Genomic DNA, 14,999 nt, shown 5'->3' with positions numbered 1-14,999 from the left:
CCAAGCGCGACCGCCTGCAACCCATCCTGGAAGCCTTCGAAAAGGCATCGAAAGCGGAATAAGGCCATGACCATCCAGATTCGCAAGCTCGACTCGTCCAATCCGGATTTCAACGCGCAACTCTCGGCGGTGCTCGCGTTCGAGGCGAGCGAAGACGAAGCAATCGACCGCGCCGCCGCGCAAATCCTCGCCGATGTGAAGGCGCGCGGCGATGCGGCCGTCATCGAGTACACCAACCGCTTCGACAAGCTCACGGCGAGCGATGTCGCCAGCCTGGAAATCGGCAAGGACGAACTGCAGCGCGCACTCGCAAGCCTGGCGCCGGAGCGCCGCACGGCGCTGCAAACGGCGGCCAATCGCGTGCGTGCCTACCACGAGCGCCAGAAGGCGGAAACCGGCAGCGACGGCTTCACCTACACGGAAGCCGACGGCACCGTCCTCGGCCAGAAGGTGACGCCGCTTGACCGCGTGGGCATCTACGTCCCCGGCGGCAAGGCAGCCTATCCGTCGTCCGTGCTGATGAATGCCATCCCAGCCAAGGTCGCCGGCGTGCAGGAAATCATCATGGTCGTGCCCACGCCCAGCGGCGTGAAGAACGAACTGGTGCTGGCCGCTGCGGCCATCGCAGGTGTGGACCGCGTGTTCACCATCGGCGGCGCGCAGGCAGTCGGTGCGCTCGCGTACGGCACCGCGACCATTCCCCAGGTCGACAAGATCGTCGGTCCCGGCAATGCCTATGTCGCTGCAGCCAAGCGCCGCGTGTTCGGCATCGTCGGCATCGACATGATCGCGGGCCCATCCGAAATCCTCGTGGTCTGCGACGGCACCACCGATCCGGACTGGATCGCGATGGATCTGTTTTCTCAGGCCGAACACGACGAGCTCGCGCAATCCATCCTCGTCTGCCCAGATGCTGCTTACATCGAAAAGGTCGAGGCCAGCATCAACCGCCAGCTCGATGCGATGCCGCGCAAGGACGTGATCCGTACGTCGCTGGTCAATCGCGGCGCGATGGTCAAGGTGGGCGACATGGACGAAGCCTGCGAGATCGCCAACATGATCGCTGCCGAGCACCTCGAAATCTCCACCGAGAATCCGCAGCAGTGGGCAGACAAGATCCGCCACGCCGGCGCGATGTTCCTTGGCCGCTTTTCCTCCGAATCGCTGGGCGATTACTGCGCCGGCCCGAACCACGTGCTGCCGACCTCGCGCACCGCGCGCTTCTCGTCGCCGCTCGGCGTGTACGACTTCCAGAAGCGCTCCAGCATCATCCACGTGAGCGAAGCGGGCGCGCAAACCCTCGGCAAGGTAGCCGCGGAGCTCGCCTATGGCGAAGGCCTGCAGGCGCACGCAGGTTCGGCGGAGTACCGGCTTAAATGATCGGCTTAGCCATCCGGGTGATGCGGTGACGACCTGGCTCAACCGCGTCTTCTGCGAAGATGCGTTGCAGGGCTTCGCCCGCATTCCCGACGGCAGCATCGACCTGCTGATCGCCGACCCGCCCTACGGATTGGGCAAGGACTACGGCAACGACTCCGACAAGCTAGATGCCGAAGCCTACCTGCGCTGGACCGAACAATGGGTCGATGCGGCGCTGCCCAAGCTCAAGCCCAACGGCAGCCTGTACATCTTCCTGACCTGGCGCTATTCGCCGGAAATCTTCGTCATGCTGAAAAAGCGCATGACCATGGTCAACGAAATCATCTGGGACCGCCGCGTGCCCTCGATGGGCGGCAGCACACGCAAGTTTTCCTCGGTGCATGACACCATCGGCTTTTTCGTGAAGGCGAAGGATTACCATTTCGACCTGGACGCGGTGCGCATTCCGTATGACGCGGAAACCAAGAAGGCACGTTCCCGCTCGATTTTCGTCGGCGCCAAGTGGCTGGAGATCGGCTACAACCCGAAGGATGTCTGGAGCGTGTCGCGCCTGCACCGCGAACACCGCGAGCGCGCCGACCATCCGACGCAGAAGCCGCTGGAGATCGTCGAGCGCATGCTGAAGGCATCCTGTCCGCCCGGCGGCGTGGTGCTGGATCCCTTCATGGGCAGCGGCACCACCGCGGTCGCCGCCAAGCGTTGTGGCAGGAATTTCGTCGGTTTCGAACTGAATCCCGACTACTGTGCATTGATCGAAAACCGTCTGGCCGAGTTGGACAAACCCGAGCCCGAAGCAGCCTGAAAGCAGGAACAACCATGTCACTGATCGAAAACATCATCCGTCCCGAAGTCCGTGCGCTTTCCGCCTATCATGTGCCCGACGCCGGCGGCTTCGTAAAGCTGGATGCGATGGAGAACCCCTACATCCTTCCGGAAACGCTGCGCGAGGAGCTGGGCCGCCGCCTGGCGGATGTCGCCCTGAACCGCTATCCGGTGCCGTCCTACACCGAACTCAAGGCGCGCATCTGCGCGAAGCTTGGCGTGCCCGCCGGCTACGACGTCATCCTCGGCAATGGCTCGGACGAGCTGATCAGCATCGTCTCGGTCGCCTGCGCAAAGCCGGGCGCGAAGGTGCTGGCCCCGACCCCGGGCTTCGTGATGTACGCGATGTCCGCCAAGTTCGCCGGACTGGAATTCGTCGGCGTCCCGCTCAAGCCCGACTTTTCCCTCGACAAGGCCGCGATGCTGGCCGCGATCGAGCAGCATAAGCCAGCGATCACTTATCTCGCATACCCGAACAACCCTACCGGGAATGTGTTCGATGTCGCCGACATGGTGGAGATCATCAAGGCCGTCGGCGATACAGGCGCGGTCATCGTCGACGAGGCTTACCAGCCCTTCGCGCAGGACACCTTCATGCCGCGCCTGCCCGAATTCCCCAACCTGGTTGTTATGCGCACCGTGTCCAAGCTGGGCCTGGCAGGCATCCGCCTCGGCTACATGTCCTGCAGCGGCGCACTGCTCACGGAATTCGACAAGGTGCGCCCGCCGTACAATGTGAATGTGCTGACCCAGGCCGCCGCGGAATTCGTGCTCGAACACGTCGATGTGCTCGACGCCCAAGCCGCTTCGCTGCGCTGGGAGCGGACCAAGCTGGCCGCCGAACTGACGGCATTGCCGGGCGTCGAGGTTTTCCCCTCGGCAGCGAATTTCCTGCTGGTTCGCGTGAAAAATCCGAACATCACGTCGGACGGTGTATTTTCTGCATTATTGGATCGTAAGGTTTTGATCAAAAATGTCGGTAAAATGCATCCATTGCTGGAAAACTGCCTGCGGGTGACCGTCAGCACCCCGGAAGAGAACCGGATATTCCTTGATGCCATGAAGGCGTCGCTTGCTTCGTAACTTTGGTACCACCCATTTAACATGTCCACGTCACGCATTGCCGAGGTCACTCGCAATACCAACGAAACGCAGATACGCGTTGCGATCAACCTCGACGGCACCGGCCAGCAGAAGCTGAACACCGGTGTGCCCTTCCTCGATCACATGCTCGACCAGATCGCCCGCCATGGGCTGATCGACCTCGACATCGAAGCGAAAGGCGATTTGCATATCGACGCACACCATACCGTCGAAGACGTCGGCATCACCCTCGGCCAGGCGTTTGCCAAGGCCATCGGCGACAAGAAGGGCATCCGCCGCTACGGCCATGCCTACGTGCCGCTTGATGAGGCGCTGTCGCGCGTCGTCGTCGACTTCTCCGGCCGTCCCGGCCTGGAGTTCCACGTTCCGTTCAAGCGTTCGATGATCGGCGCCTTCGACGTCGACCTCACGCACGAATTCTTCCAGGGCTTCGTCAACCATGCCCTGGTGACCCTGCATATCGATAACCTGCGCGGTGAGAACGCGCACCACCAGTGCGAAACCGTGTTCAAGGCATTCGGCCGCGCATTGCGCATGGCCGCCGAACTCGATTCGCGCGCGGCAGGGACCATCCCTTCGACGAAAGGCAGTCTGTAACCGCGCCGGTTGCGCGGAGAGACAACCCGATTTCTGACATGAAAAAGATTGTTGTAGTGGATTACGGCATGGGCAATCTGCGCTCCGTTGCGCAGGCCCTGCGGCATGCCGCGCCCGAAGCGGACGTGCGCATTTCCGGCGAGCTCGCCGAGATCAAGTCGGCGGACCGCCTCGTCCTTCCGGGCCAGGGCGCGATGCCTGACTGCATGCGCTGCCTGCGCGAGTCCGGCCTGCAGGAAGCAGTGGTCGAATCGACCCGCACCAAGCCCATGCTGGGCGTGTGCGTGGGCGAGCAGCTGCTGTTCGACTGGAGCGAGGAGGGCGACACGCCCGGCATCGGCTTGCTGCCCGGTAAAGTGGTGCGCTTCCGCCTCGACGGCATGGAGCAGGAGGACGGCTCGCGCTTCAAGGTGCCCCAGATGGGCTGGAACCGTGTGCAACAGACACTGTCCCATCCGCTGTGGAATGGCATTGCTGACAACAGCTACTTTTACTTCGTGCACAGCTATTACGCGGTGCCCGCCGACCCGCAGAACATCGCCGGCGAGACCGTCTACGGCGCCCCGTTCGCGTGCGCCGTTGCGAAAGACAATATTTTTGCTACCCAGTTTCACCCTGAAAAAAGTGCAGCCGCGGGATTGCGCCTGTACAAGAACTTTGTAGACTGGAATCCGTAGTCCCTTATTGTTCAACTCCTGATCCCAACAACATCCACCTAATGTAGCCATGCTGCTCATACCTGCCATCGACCTCAAGGACGGTCATTGCGTGCGCCTGAAACAAGGCGATATGGACCAAGCCACCGTGTTCTCGGACGACCCGGGACAAATGGCGCGACATTGGCTGGCGCAAGGCGCGCGACGATTGCACCTGGTGGACCTGAACGGTGCCTTCGCCGGCAAGCCCAGGAACGAACCCGCGGTCAAGTCGATCATCCAGGCGGTGCGCGATTTCGCCGCCGAAAACGACGTAGAGGAAATCCCCATCCAGCTGGGCGGCGGTATCCGTGACCTCGACACCATCGAGCGCTTCCTCGACGACGGCCTGTCCTACATCATCATCGGCACGGCTGCCGTGAAGAATCCCGGCTTCCTCCATGACGCCTGCAGCGCATTCCCGGGCCAGATCATCGTCGGCCTCGATGCCAAGGATGGCAAGGTGGCGACCGACGGCTGGAGCAAGCTGTCCGGCCACGAAGTGATCGACCTCGCGAAAAAATTCGAAGACTACGGCTGCGAAGCCATCGTCTACACCGACATCGGCCGCGACGGCATGATGGGCGGCGTGAACATTGAAGCGACCGTGAAGCTGGCGCAAGCCGTCCAGATCCCGATCATCGCCTCCGGCGGCGTGCACAACATCAAGGATGTGGAGGCACTCTGCGCCGTGCAGGATGAAGGCATCGACGGTGTGATCTGCGGCCGCTCCATCTATGAAGGCACGCTCGACCTGCGTGCCGCGCAACAACGCGCTGACGAACTCAGCGGCCTCGAAGAGGCGGAAGAAGAGTAAGCATGACCCTTGCAAAACGCATCATCCCCTGCCTTGACGTGACCAACGGCCGCGTGGTCAAGGGCGTCAATTTCGTCGAGCTGCGTGACGCCGGTGACCCGGTCGAAATCGCACGCCGCTACGACGAGCAGGGCGCGGATGAAATCACCTTTCTCGACATCACCGCGACATCGGACAACCGCGACCTCATTCTCCACATCATCGAAGATGTCGCCTCGCAGGTCTTCATTCCGCTGACCGTCGGCGGCGGCGTGCGCACCGTCGACGACGTGCGCCGCCTGCTCAATGCCGGCGCCGACAAGATCAGCGTCAACAGCACCGCCGTGGCCAATCCGCAGATGGTGCAGGATGCCGCGCACAAGTTTGGCTCGCAGTGCATCGTCGTTGCGATCGACGCGAAGAAGAGTGCCCCGGGCAAATGGGAAGTCTTCACCCATGGCGGCCGCAAGGCGACCGGCCTCGATGTCGTCGAATGGGCGAAGAAGATGGAAAGCCTCGGCGTCGGCGAAATCCTGCTGACCAGCATGGACCGCGACGGCACCAAGAGCGGCTTCGACCTCGACCTGACGCGCGCCGTATCCGATGCCGTCTCGATTCCTGTGATCGCCTCCGGCGGCGTCGGCGGCCTGCAGGACCTGGCCGACGGCATCAAGCGCGGCAAGGCCGATGCAGTGCTCGCTGCCAGCATTTTCCACTACGGCCAGCACACCGTGCAGGAAGCCAAGCAATTCATGGCCGGGCAGGGCATTCCAATGAGGCTTGCATGAGCATCAGTGCCAAATGGCTGAACAAGGTGAAGTGGGATGAACACGGCCTGGTGCCGGTGATCGCCCAGGAAGCCGGCAGCAATGACGTCCTGATGTTTGCCTGGATGAACCGCGAAGCGCTCGCGAAGACGGTCGAGCTCGGCGAGGCTGTCTACTGGAGCCGCTCCCGGAAGAAACTGTGGCACAAGGGCGAAGAGTCCGGTCACGTGCAGAAGGTCCTCGAAGTTCGTCTCGACTGCGATGAAGACGTGGTGCTGCTGAAGGTCGAACAGGCCGGCGGCATAGCTTGCCACACCGGACGGCATTCCTGCTTCTTCCAGAAATTCGAAGGCAGCGCCGACAAGGGCGACTGGCAAGCCATCGACCCGATCCTCAAGGATCCCGACAGCATCTACAAATGAACGCACGGCGCACTCCGCCGACCTACCATGAGTGAAATCCTGAAACGTCTTGCCGACGTCATCGAGTCCCGCAAGCCAGCGAATGGCGGCGACCCCGACAAGTCCTATGTTGCCCGCCTGTTCACCAAGGGCGACGACGCCATCTTGAAAAAGATTGGCGAGGAAGCCACCGAGACGGTAATGGCCGCCAAGGATGCGCGCGCTTCCGGCGATTCTTCCAAGGTCCTCTATGAATGCGCCGACCTCTGGTTCCATTCCATGGTCATGCTGGCACAATTCAATTTGACGCCAGAAGATGTGCTGAGGGAACTTGCCCGCCGGGAAGGCCTCTCAGGTATCGAGGAAAAGGCGAGCCGGAAACCAGATTGATGAAAATTCTTTGATCCATCAACGGGATAGCCATGACAAACTGCATTTTCTGCAAGATCGCTTCCAAGCAGATTCCGTCAAAGACCGTCTATGAGGATGACGACCTCATCGCCTTTCATGACATCAACCCTGCTGCACCAGTGCATGTCCTGATCGTGCCGAAACAGCATGTGCCTTCGCTGGCGGACTGTGACGAAAGCCATGCGGCGCTGCTGAGCAAGATGATGCTGCTGGCGCCGAAAATCGCGGAAGAGCAGGGTTGCGGTTACAAGGCGGTTGACGGCGGCACGGGCAGCGGCGGATTCAAGACGCTGTTCAATACCGGGCCCGATGGCGGTCAGGAGGTGTACCATCTCCATTTGCATGTCATCGGCGGTCCGCGTCCGTGGCGCGGCCAGCGTTAAGCCGAGTTTAATTGTTGAAGGACGTTCGCGTCCGCTTAGGAGAAAGTAATGGGTTCGTTTAGCATTTGGCACTGGCTGATCGTGCTGGTGGTCGTCGTGTTGATCTTCGGTACCAAGAAGCTCGGCAATATCGGCTCCGACCTCGGCAAGGCCGTCAAGGGCTTCAAGGATGGCGTCAAGGGCGAGGAGGAAAAATCCGCCGCGACCGACAAGGCGACCATCGACGTCGACGCAAAGGAAAAGAAGAGCTGATGCATATCGCTTCGCATGCAAACCTGACATGCACGGCGCTCCAGCCTTCCTGCCATGATTGATCTCGGACTGTCCAAACTCGCGCTGATCGGCGTCGTCGCGCTGGTCGTTGTCGGCCCTGAGCGCCTGCCCAAGGTGGCGCGCATGGCCGGCACGCTGTTCGGCCGCGCGCAGCGCTACATCAGCGATGTGAAGGCTGAAGTCAGCCGCGAGATCGAACTCGAAGAGCTGCGGAAGATGCACAAGGACGTGCAGGAAGCCGCCAGCAGTGTCGAGCAATCGATCGCATCCAACCTCGCCGAGCTGGAAACGGATGTGCAGGAAGCCCTGCGCAATCCGCTGCTCGAACCGGAGGAGCCGAGCCAGATGGCCGTCAAGGCCAAGGACTTCCGCAAGAAGAAACTGGCCCGCACTTCCGCCATCCCCGCCTGGTACAAAAAACAGAGCGGCCGCAGGACCCGCGTGATTTCCGGCGCCGCGCGCGTCGCGAAGTACCGGCCCGCAGGCGCCCGCAAGACACCCGCATCCTTCCACTGATGACCGACGACCAAAACTCGACTCCCCCGGGAGAAACCTTCGTCTCGCACCTCGTGGAGCTGCGCAACCGCCTGATGAAGGCGATGGTGGCAGTCATTGTCGTGTTCCTGGGCTTGATGCCTTTCGCCGGCAGGATCTACGACATGCTCGCCCAGCCGATGATGTCTGCCCTGCCTGCAGGCAGCAAGATGATCGCGACGGGCGTCATCACGCCTTTCCTCATCCCGGTGAAAGTGACCTTGCTGGTCGCCTTCCTGATTGCCTTGCCGGTTGTGCTGTATCAGGCCTGGGCCTTTGTTGCGCCCGGCCTTTACGAGCACGAAAAGAAGCTCATTGCGCCGCTGGTGGTGTCGTCGTCGCTGCTGTTCCTGACAGGTGTAGCGTTCTGCTATTTCTTCGTGTTCGGCACCGTGTTCAAGTTCGTCAACGAATTCGCGCCGCGGTCGGTATCGGTGGCGCCGGACATCGAGAGTTATTTCGGCTTTGTGATGACGATGTTCATTGCTTTCGGCATCACCTTCGAGGTGCCGATCATCGTCGTCGTTCTGGTGCGCATGGGGCTGGTGACGGTGGAGAAGCTGAAGGAGTTCCGTCCCTACATGATCGTGGCCGCCTTTGTCATTGCTGCCGTCGTCACACCACCGGACGTGGTGAGCCAGTTGCTGCTCGCGGTACCGCTCTGCCTGCTGTACGAAGTGGGGCTGATTGTCGCCCCTATGTTTGCGCGCGCCACCCGGGCACCGGAAGAAACCGCCTGATTCCCTCTACTTCGCCTGCCTCAGCCAGGCGACGAGCGGATAGGCATCCTTGAACCCCGCAACCACGTCCTTGCCCAGGTCTGCGGGAATCTTTTTCTTGATGCCGGTTTCCGTCCACACGATGAAGCTTTTCATCTTGATGTATTCGATGTGAGGCGCATCGGCGTCGAATCCCTTCGGCGGACGTACGAGTTTGCCTTCATCCTGAAGGTCGCCATAGCGCTCCTTCAGTTTCTTGTTCTTCAGCACCTTGCCGAATCCGGCCGCATCCGCGATCACATGCTCTCGGATGGTTTTCAGTCGCGCCGGCGGCGGCATGTATTCGCCGCCCGCCACCAGCAACGTGCCGTTCGCATCGATGTGGAAGTAGTAAGCCGGACCGCCGCCCTGGCTGGGCTTCTTCAGGCCGCTCGCGGTGATGGCGGCGGAGAAAGTCGTCTTGTACGGGCTCTTGTCCTTCGAAAAGCGCATGTCGCGATTAATGCGGAACAAGGCCTTCTTCGGATTACATCCTGCGACCTCGGGATCGAACTTGCTGATGTCGATAATCAGCTTCATCACGAGTTCGAGGAACTCCGCGCGCAGGATGTCGTAGCGCGGCTTGTTCATGACGAACCAGGCGCGGTTGTTGTTCTCGGAAAGCTCAGACAGAAACTGGATCAGGTCGCGGGTGTGCATGCGGTCAACTTTCTTATTCCTGGTCTTCCCTGCGCGGACGCGGACGCTTGCCGACGAGGACGTCGACTCCCGACTCCTTGCCCTTGCGCAGTACGGTCATTTTTGCCTTGCTGCCAGGCGTTAGCTGGGCAATCAGGTTGAGCATGTCGGTCGTGTCGCTCACCGGCTTGCCTTCGACCTCCACCAGGATATCGCCTGGCCGCATGCCGGCCTTGTCCGCGGGGCCGCCCTTGAGCACGCCGGCAATGATGGCGCCGGATTTCTTCGCCAGGCCGAAGCTCTCCGCGAGCTCCGGCGTGATGTCCTGCGGCTCCACGCCAATCCAGCCGCGCACTACCTGGCCCGTGCTGATGATCGATTCCATGACGGTCTTTACAGTGGTCACCGGAATCGCGAAACCGATGCCGAGCGAACCGCCGCTGCGAGAGTAGATCGCGGTATTGATGCCGAGCAGGTTGCCGTTGGCATCGATCAGTGCGCCGCCCGAATTGCCCGGGTTGATCGCCGCATCGGTCTGGATGAAGTTCTCGAAGGTGTTGATGCCGAGATGGTTGCGTCCCAGCGCGGAAATGATCCCCATGGTGACGGTCTGCCCGACGCCGAACGGATTGCCGATGGCCAGCACGACATCGCCGACCTTGGCGAGGTCCGCGTGGCCCAGGGTGATGGCGGGGAGGTTTTGCAGGTTGATCTTTACCACCGCAAGGTCTGTTTCCGGATCAGTGCCGACCACCTTCGCGACGGCCTTGCGACCGTCGGCGAGGGCAATCTCGATCTCGTCAGCCGTCTCGATCACATGATTGTTGGTCAGGACGTAGCCTTCCGGACTCACCACTACGCCCGAGCCGAGGCTGAACTGGCGGTCCTCCTGCTCGCCGAAGAATCGGCGGAACAGCGGGTCATCCATGAATGGCGTCTTGGGCTGGCGCGCACCCTTTGTGGTGAAGATGTTTACCACTGCTGGCATCGCCAGGCGCGCCGCTTCGCGATACGAGCTTTGCGCAGGACTTGCCGAGGCCGGCGCTTCCATCATCGGAACCGAGGAGGCGACGCGCGTCACGCGTCCGCTTGCTGCCCACTCCGGCTTCAAGGTCGCTACAATGAACCAGATCGCCAGACCGACCGTAACGGTTTGCGCAAACAGAAGCCAGAGACGTCGCATAGAGGTTGAGAAATGAGCCGTGGATCAATAAACAGGGATGAATTTGCCAGATATCTCGAGCAAACGCTCGATATTAACCGCTTTCGCGACTATTGCCCAAACGGCCTCCAGGTGGAAGGGGGCGCCGAGATCCGCAAAATCGTCACCGGTGTCACGGCCAGCCTGGCACTGCTTGAAGCGGCGGCTGAGTTTGGTGCAGACACCGTGCTCGTGCACCACGGCTACTTCTGGCGCGGCGAGGATGCGCGTGTGGTCGGCCCCAAACACAAGCGGCTGAAGCTGCTGCTCGGGAATGACATCAACTTGTTTGCCTACCACCTGCCACTGGACATGCATCCCGAATTCGGCAACAACGCACAGCTTGCCAGGATGCTCGGTCTTGTTGCGGACGGCCGTTTCGGCGAGAACGACATCGGCTGGCTCGGTCTGCCTGCCCAATCTGCTGTGGCGACAGTGGGTGATCTCGCACGCGTCGTCGAATCGCGCCTGGGACGTGCGCCCCTCGTCATCGGTGATTCGTCAAGACCGCTGAAGCGGGTAGGGTGGTGTACCGGCGCCGCACACAGCATGCTGGGGGACGCAATCGCCGCCGGCGCATCAGCCTACCTCAGCGGCGAAATTTCGGAGCCGACGGTCCATCTCGCGCGTGAAGCGGACGTCGCCTATCTCGCCTGCGGACACCATGCCACGGAGCGCTTCGGCGTCCGCGCCCTTGGAGAACACCTTGCAGCGCAATTCGGCCTTGAGCACCGCTTCATCGATATCCCCAATCCGGTCTGAACGGTGACAGTTGGTCAACTCTTTCCGAAATGCCGGGAGGACGAGGTATCATTGCCGGCAGTGAGGAAAAACAACATGCAACAACAACCATCCCGCGACCCGGTAGGCGTACTGATTGTCGAAGACGACGCCGTGACGCGCAAATCACTCTGTCTGGCAGTCGAGTCGGATCCCGGCCTGAAACTCCTCGAGGCGTTCGACAGTGTCAAGCCGGCCCTTGCGTGGCTGGAGTCCGGCGTACCCGACGTCCTGATGACTGACCTCGGCCTTCCCGACGGATCGGGCATCGACATCATCCAGGCCTGCATGCAGCGCCATCCGGACACCGATATCATGGTCGTCACCATGTCGAGCGACGAGGCCAATGTGCTGGCCTGTATCGAAGCAGGGGCATCCGGCTATGTACTCAAGGATGCCGGAAGGATGGACATTGCTCGCGCTGTCCTCGACCTGCGCGCCGGCGGGGCACCGATGAGTCCGGCAATTGCGCGCATGGTGCTGGCCAAGGTACGCGACGGCAAGAAGGCGGAGCCCGCGCAGGCCTCGACGGGCAACGATACGACAAGCCTCACCAAGCGGGAGGCCGCCATTCTCGACCTTATTGCCCAGGGTGAGAGCTACGGCGACGTGGCCAAGACACTTTCCGTTTCGGTCGGGACGGTCCAGACCCACATCAAGAACATCTACGGCAAGCTGGCCGTGCATTCACGCGGTGAAGCCGTGTATGAAGCGCATCGCCGCGGCCTGCTGCAGCTCGGCAAGCCGCCGGCGAAGCGCAACTGATCACTTCCTCAGCGAATCCCGGATTTCACGCAGCAGGATGACCTCTTCCGGCGTCGGCGCGGGTTCCGCTGCGGGCGCCGGCTCCTCCTTCTTTGCCTTGTTGATCGCGCGCACCATCTGGAAGATGATGAACGCCAGGATGATGAAATTCAGCAGGATCGTGATGAAGCTGCCATAGGCGAACACCGCGCCCGCCTTCTTTGCCTCGGCCAGAGCGAGCTGCGTTCCCTGGTTGTTGAGTGGGATGTAGTAGTTCGAAAAATCCAGTCCGCCCAAAAGTTTGCCCGCTACCGGCATGATGAGGTCCTGGACCATCGAATCGACGATCTTCGAAAAGGCGGCGCCGATGATAACGCCGACTGCGAGGTCGATCACATTCCCCTTGATTGCGAATGCTTTGAATTCCTGCATCATTCCCATGGAAACACTCCCTATTTGTTGTTAAAAACGTAATTTCGGCGCTTATTTTCCGTCCTGCCCTTTGACTATGACAGAGTTTGGATGACTTTTTCCGTCGAAGCCGTTGCAGTGTACGAAAATACGCGAAAAAGTTCCGCAAAGCCGCGCAAACACTCACACATTCACTTTAAATCGAATGTACCGTCAGCTATAATCTAAGGTTGCTGAACTTTCCTACAGATTTACGCTTTTTCACTGATTGGGGTTGGTATGAGTAACGAAAAGCAGGTCGATTCCGGTCGACGTGGCTTGCTCGTCGCGACATGTGCGGCGGGCGGTGTGGCTGGTCTGGCCACAGCGGGGGCCTTTGTGTCGACCTTCCAGCCGTCCGAGCGGGCCAAGGCCGCCGGTGCACCGGTTGAAGTTGACATCGCCGGCCTCGCGCCGGGTGAAATGAAAACAGTCGAATGGCGTGGCAAGCCGGTCTGGATCCTGAAGCGTTCGCCTGAAATGGTCGAGTCGCTCAAGAAGACCGACGGCCAGGTTGCCGACCCCAAGTCCGAGCGCAATGCAAACGACCTGACGCCGGAATACGCACGCAACGAATACCGTTCGCGCAAGCCGGAGATCCTCGTCGCCGTGGGCATCTGCTCCCACCTCGGCTGCTCCCCGACCACCAAGCTGACGCCGGGTGCGCAGCCCTCGCTGCCGGACGACTGGCAGGGCGGCTTCCTGTGCCCGTGCCACGGCTCCACGTTCGACCTCGCCGGCCGCGTGTTCAAGAACAAGCCGGCGCCGGACAACCTGCAGGTGCCGCCGCACATGTACCTGAGCGACACCAAGCTGATCATCGGTAAAGATGAGAAAGGCGAAGCATAACCATGGCATTCCAAGAAAAACAGCTTCCCCCTGGCGCTCCGCTGTCCGCCAAGGCATTGAACTGGATTGACGCCCGCTTCCCGGTCACCTCGACCTGGAAGGCACACCTGTCCGAGTACTACGCGCCGAAGAACTTCAACTACTGGTATGCCTTCGGCTCGCTGGCACTGCTGGTGCTGGTGATCCAGATCGTCACTGGTATCTTCCTCGTGATGCACTACAAGCCGGACGCCAACCTCGCGTTTGCTTCCGTCGAGTACATCATGCGCGACGTGCCCTGGGGCTGGCTGGTGCGCTACATGCACTCCACCGGCGCATCCGCCTTCTTCATCGTCGTCTACCTGCACATGCTACGCGGCCTGCTTTACGGTTCCTACCGCAAGCCCCGCGAACTGGTGTGGCTGTTCGGCGTTGGTATCTTCCTGTGCCTGATGGCGGAAGCCTTCTTCGGCTACCTGCTTCCCTGGGGGCAGATGTCCTACTGGGGTGCACAGGTGATCGTGAACCTGTTCGGCGCGATCCCGTTCATCGGTCCGGACCTGTCGCTGTGGATCCGCGGTGACTACGTCGTTTCCGATGCAACCCTGAACCGCTTCTTCTCCTTCCACGTCATCGCGATTCCGCTGGTGCTGCTGGGCCTGGTCGTCGCGCACATCATCGCGCTGCACGAAGTGGGTTCCAACAACCCGGACGGCGTGGAAATCAAGGAAAAGACCGATTCCAACGGCGTTCCGCTCGATGGCATCCCGTTCCATCCGTACTACTCGGTGCACGACGTGTTCTGTGTCTCGGTCTTCCTGATCGTGTTCAGCGCCATCGTGTTCTTCGCACCGGAAATGGGCGGCTACTTCCTCGAGTACAACAACTTCATCCCGGCTGATCCGCTGAAGACCCCGCCGCACATCGCGCCGGTCTGGTACTTCACGCCGTTCTACTCGATCCTGCGTGCAACCACGTCCGATTTCATGCTGTACCTGGCAATCGGCCTGGCAGCCTACCTCGCGCTGGTCATGCTGAAGGCCAAGCTGAACGGCTCGGCCAAGATCGGTATCCTGATCGTCGGCGTTGCCGCACTGCTCGGCATGTTCGTGCTCGACGCGAAGTTCTGGGGCGTCGTGCTGATGGGCGTGTCCGTGATGATCCTGGCTGGCCTGCCGTGGCTCGACCATTCCCCGGTCAAGTCCATTCGCTATCGTCCGGCTGGCCATGGCTACGTCTACCTGGTATTCGGCATTGCGTTCGTGATCCTCGGCTACCTCGGCGTGCAACCGCCGACCCCAGTCGGCACCCTCGTCGCACAGATCTGCACCTTCATCTACTTCGGCTTCTTCCTGCTGATGCCGTGGTGGAGCAAGATGGGCCAGTTCAAGGCCGTGCCTGACCGTGTCACGTTCCACCCGCACTAAGCCGCAAAA

General features: G+C 61.0%; 20 protein-coding genes. 17 read left to right on the top strand and 3 right to left on the bottom strand.

Annotated elements, in window-relative coordinates; genetic code table 11:
* Positions 1–66: 66 nt before the first annotated feature.
* From hisD to tatC, 13 genes are read left to right on the top strand one after another with little or no spacing between them, the layout of a single operon-like run.
* Positions 67–1,380: a histidinol dehydrogenase gene (hisD, locus tag AYR66_RS29240; RefSeq protein ID WP_088709554.1), complete on the top strand. Its 1,314-nt coding sequence runs from the start codon at positions 67–69 to the stop codon at positions 1,378–1,380.
* Between the two features lie 25 nt (positions 1,381–1,405).
* The gene (locus AYR66_RS02225; RefSeq protein WP_234814678.1) at positions 1,406–2,182 is read left to right on the top strand and encodes a DNA-methyltransferase; all 777 of its coding nucleotides are present in this window, start codon (positions 1,406–1,408) and stop codon (positions 2,180–2,182) included.
* A 14-nt stretch (positions 2,183–2,196) separates the two neighbouring features.
* Positions 2,197–3,285, top strand: a complete 1,089-nt coding sequence (gene hisC / locus AYR66_RS02220; RefSeq protein WP_088706163.1) for a histidinol-phosphate transaminase — start codon at positions 2,197–2,199, stop codon at positions 3,283–3,285.
* Between the two features lie 21 nt (positions 3,286–3,306).
* Positions 3,307–3,903 carry an imidazoleglycerol-phosphate dehydratase HisB gene (gene hisB / locus AYR66_RS02215; protein ID WP_088706162.1) on the top strand — a complete coding sequence of 199 codons (597 nt, stop codon included), beginning with the start codon at positions 3,307–3,309 and terminating at the stop codon, positions 3,901–3,903.
* Positions 3,904–3,941: 38 nt separating this feature from the next.
* Positions 3,942–4,580: an imidazole glycerol phosphate synthase subunit HisH gene (hisH, locus tag AYR66_RS02210; RefSeq protein ID WP_088706161.1), complete on the top strand. Its 639-nt coding sequence runs from the start codon at positions 3,942–3,944 to the stop codon at positions 4,578–4,580.
* A 49-nt stretch (positions 4,581–4,629) separates the two neighbouring features.
* A complete protein-coding gene (gene hisA, locus AYR66_RS02205) occupies positions 4,630–5,415 on the top strand; it encodes a 1-(5-phosphoribosyl)-5-[(5-phosphoribosylamino)methylideneamino]imidazole-4-carboxamide isomerase (RefSeq protein ID WP_088706160.1) in 786 nt (261 codons plus the stop codon).
* Between the two features lie 2 nt (positions 5,416–5,417).
* Complete coding sequence (gene hisF / locus AYR66_RS02200) at positions 5,418–6,182, top strand: imidazole glycerol phosphate synthase subunit HisF (RefSeq protein WP_088706159.1); 765 nt, start codon at positions 5,418–5,420, stop codon at positions 6,180–6,182.
* Positions 6,179–6,583, top strand: coding sequence for a phosphoribosyl-AMP cyclohydrolase (hisI, locus tag AYR66_RS02195; RefSeq protein WP_088706158.1), 405 nt, complete (start codon positions 6,179–6,181; stop codon positions 6,581–6,583). Before hisF ends, hisI begins: the two co-directional genes overlap by 4 nt.
* Before the next feature lie 27 nt (positions 6,584–6,610).
* The gene (locus tag AYR66_RS02190; protein WP_088706157.1) at positions 6,611–6,952 is read left to right on the top strand and encodes a phosphoribosyl-ATP diphosphatase; all 342 of its coding nucleotides are present in this window, start codon (positions 6,611–6,613) and stop codon (positions 6,950–6,952) included.
* Between the two features lie 32 nt (positions 6,953–6,984).
* Positions 6,985–7,356, top strand: a complete 372-nt coding sequence (locus AYR66_RS02185; RefSeq protein ID WP_088706156.1) for a histidine triad nucleotide-binding protein — start codon at positions 6,985–6,987, stop codon at positions 7,354–7,356.
* A 48-nt stretch (positions 7,357–7,404) separates the two neighbouring features.
* On the top strand, positions 7,405–7,608 hold the full coding sequence (gene tatA / locus AYR66_RS02180) for a Sec-independent protein translocase subunit TatA (protein ID WP_088706155.1): 204 nt from the start codon (positions 7,405–7,407) through the stop codon (positions 7,606–7,608).
* A 54-nt stretch (positions 7,609–7,662) separates the two neighbouring features.
* Positions 7,663–8,145, top strand: coding sequence for a Sec-independent protein translocase protein TatB (tatB, locus tag AYR66_RS02175; RefSeq protein WP_088706154.1), 483 nt, complete (start codon positions 7,663–7,665; stop codon positions 8,143–8,145).
* Entirely contained in the window at positions 8,145–8,903 is a 759-nt protein-coding gene (gene tatC, locus AYR66_RS02170) for a twin-arginine translocase subunit TatC (RefSeq protein ID WP_088706153.1), read from the top strand. The genes tatB and tatC overlap by 1 nt, the downstream gene beginning before the upstream one ends.
* Positions 8,904–8,909: 6 nt before the next feature.
* On the opposite strand, the gene AYR66_RS02165 is transcribed toward tatC, so the two are convergent.
* Together AYR66_RS02165 and AYR66_RS02160 are read right to left on the bottom strand one after the other, a co-directional pair.
* A complete protein-coding gene (locus tag AYR66_RS02165; RefSeq protein ID WP_088706152.1) occupies positions 8,910–9,581 on the bottom strand; it encodes a DUF2461 domain-containing protein in 672 nt (223 codons plus the stop codon).
* Positions 9,582–9,594: 13 nt separating this feature from the next.
* Complete coding sequence (locus AYR66_RS02160; protein WP_088706151.1) at positions 9,595–10,743, bottom strand: Do family serine endopeptidase; 1,149 nt, start codon at positions 10,741–10,743, stop codon at positions 9,595–9,597.
* Between the two features lie 12 nt (positions 10,744–10,755).
* Between AYR66_RS02160 and AYR66_RS02155 the strand changes: the two genes are divergently transcribed.
* Both AYR66_RS02155 and AYR66_RS02150 read left to right on the top strand, forming a co-directional pair.
* Positions 10,756–11,523 carry a Nif3-like dinuclear metal center hexameric protein gene (locus AYR66_RS02155; protein ID WP_088706150.1) on the top strand — a complete coding sequence of 256 codons (768 nt, stop codon included), beginning with the start codon at positions 10,756–10,758 and terminating at the stop codon, positions 11,521–11,523.
* A 75-nt stretch (positions 11,524–11,598) separates the two neighbouring features.
* Positions 11,599–12,306: a response regulator gene (locus tag AYR66_RS02150; protein WP_088706149.1), complete on the top strand. Its 708-nt coding sequence runs from the start codon at positions 11,599–11,601 to the stop codon at positions 12,304–12,306.
* On the opposite strand, the gene mscL is transcribed toward AYR66_RS02150, so the two are convergent.
* The gene (gene mscL / locus AYR66_RS02145; protein WP_088706148.1) at positions 12,307–12,726 is read right to left on the bottom strand and encodes a large conductance mechanosensitive channel protein MscL; all 420 of its coding nucleotides are present in this window, start codon (positions 12,724–12,726) and stop codon (positions 12,307–12,309) included.
* A gap of 249 nt (positions 12,727–12,975) precedes the next feature.
* Between mscL and petA the strand changes: the two genes are divergently transcribed.
* Both petA and AYR66_RS02135 read left to right on the top strand, forming a co-directional pair.
* On the top strand, positions 12,976–13,584 hold the full coding sequence (petA, locus tag AYR66_RS02140) for a ubiquinol-cytochrome c reductase iron-sulfur subunit (RefSeq protein WP_088706147.1): 609 nt from the start codon (positions 12,976–12,978) through the stop codon (positions 13,582–13,584).
* Positions 13,585–13,586: 2 nt separating this feature from the next.
* Positions 13,587–14,990, top strand: coding sequence for a cytochrome b (locus tag AYR66_RS02135; protein ID WP_088706146.1), 1,404 nt, complete (start codon positions 13,587–13,589; stop codon positions 14,988–14,990).
* The last annotated feature ends 9 nt before the right edge of the window (positions 14,991–14,999 follow it).

It is taken from the genome of Noviherbaspirillum denitrificans (assembly GCF_002211445.1).
Lineage (GTDB): Bacteria > Pseudomonadota > Gammaproteobacteria > Burkholderiales > Burkholderiaceae_D > Noviherbaspirillum > Noviherbaspirillum denitrificans.
Note: the sequence above shows the minus strand (reverse complement) of the source record. Positions and strands in the feature narration are given on the sequence as shown.

What these genes read in the sequence shown, in the direction of transcription:
- AYR66_RS02160 (WP_088706151.1), bottom strand. Translation starts at nt 10,743, where the DNA reads ATGCGACGTCTCTGGCTTCTGTTTGCGCAAACCGTTACGGTCGGTCTG.
- hisC (WP_088706163.1), top strand. Translation starts at nt 2,197, where the DNA reads ATGTCACTGATCGAAAACATCATCCGTCCCGAAGTCCGTGCGCTTTCC.
- AYR66_RS02185 (WP_088706156.1), top strand. Translation starts at nt 6,985, where the DNA reads ATGACAAACTGCATTTTCTGCAAGATCGCTTCCAAGCAGATTCCGTCA.
- hisH (WP_088706161.1), top strand. Translation starts at nt 3,942, where the DNA reads ATGAAAAAGATTGTTGTAGTGGATTACGGCATGGGCAATCTGCGCTCC.
- AYR66_RS02135 (WP_088706146.1), top strand. Translation starts at nt 13,587, where the DNA reads ATGGCATTCCAAGAAAAACAGCTTCCCCCTGGCGCTCCGCTGTCCGCC.
- AYR66_RS02150 (WP_088706149.1), top strand. Translation starts at nt 11,599, where the DNA reads ATGCAACAACAACCATCCCGCGACCCGGTAGGCGTACTGATTGTCGAA.
- tatC (WP_088706153.1), top strand. Translation starts at nt 8,145, where the DNA reads ATGACCGACGACCAAAACTCGACTCCCCCGGGAGAAACCTTCGTCTCG.
- hisB (WP_088706162.1), top strand. Translation starts at nt 3,307, where the DNA reads ATGTCCACGTCACGCATTGCCGAGGTCACTCGCAATACCAACGAAACG.
- AYR66_RS02155 (WP_088706150.1), top strand. Translation starts at nt 10,756, where the DNA reads ATGAGCCGTGGATCAATAAACAGGGATGAATTTGCCAGATATCTCGAG.
- petA (WP_088706147.1), top strand. Translation starts at nt 12,976, where the DNA reads ATGAGTAACGAAAAGCAGGTCGATTCCGGTCGACGTGGCTTGCTCGTC.
- hisF (WP_088706159.1), top strand. Translation starts at nt 5,418, where the DNA reads ATGACCCTTGCAAAACGCATCATCCCCTGCCTTGACGTGACCAACGGC.
- hisA (WP_088706160.1), top strand. Translation starts at nt 4,630, where the DNA reads ATGCTGCTCATACCTGCCATCGACCTCAAGGACGGTCATTGCGTGCGC.
- AYR66_RS02190 (WP_088706157.1), top strand. Translation starts at nt 6,611, where the DNA reads ATGAGTGAAATCCTGAAACGTCTTGCCGACGTCATCGAGTCCCGCAAG.
- hisI (WP_088706158.1), top strand. Translation starts at nt 6,179, where the DNA reads ATGAGCATCAGTGCCAAATGGCTGAACAAGGTGAAGTGGGATGAACAC.
- tatA (WP_088706155.1), top strand. Translation starts at nt 7,405, where the DNA reads ATGGGTTCGTTTAGCATTTGGCACTGGCTGATCGTGCTGGTGGTCGTC.
- AYR66_RS02165 (WP_088706152.1), bottom strand. Translation starts at nt 9,581, where the DNA reads ATGCACACCCGCGACCTGATCCAGTTTCTGTCTGAGCTTTCCGAGAAC.
- hisD (WP_088709554.1), top strand. Translation starts at nt 67, where the DNA reads ATGACCATCCAGATTCGCAAGCTCGACTCGTCCAATCCGGATTTCAAC.
- mscL (WP_088706148.1), bottom strand. Translation starts at nt 12,726, where the DNA reads ATGGGAATGATGCAGGAATTCAAAGCATTCGCAATCAAGGGGAATGTG.
- tatB (WP_088706154.1), top strand. Translation starts at nt 7,663, where the DNA reads ATGATTGATCTCGGACTGTCCAAACTCGCGCTGATCGGCGTCGTCGCG.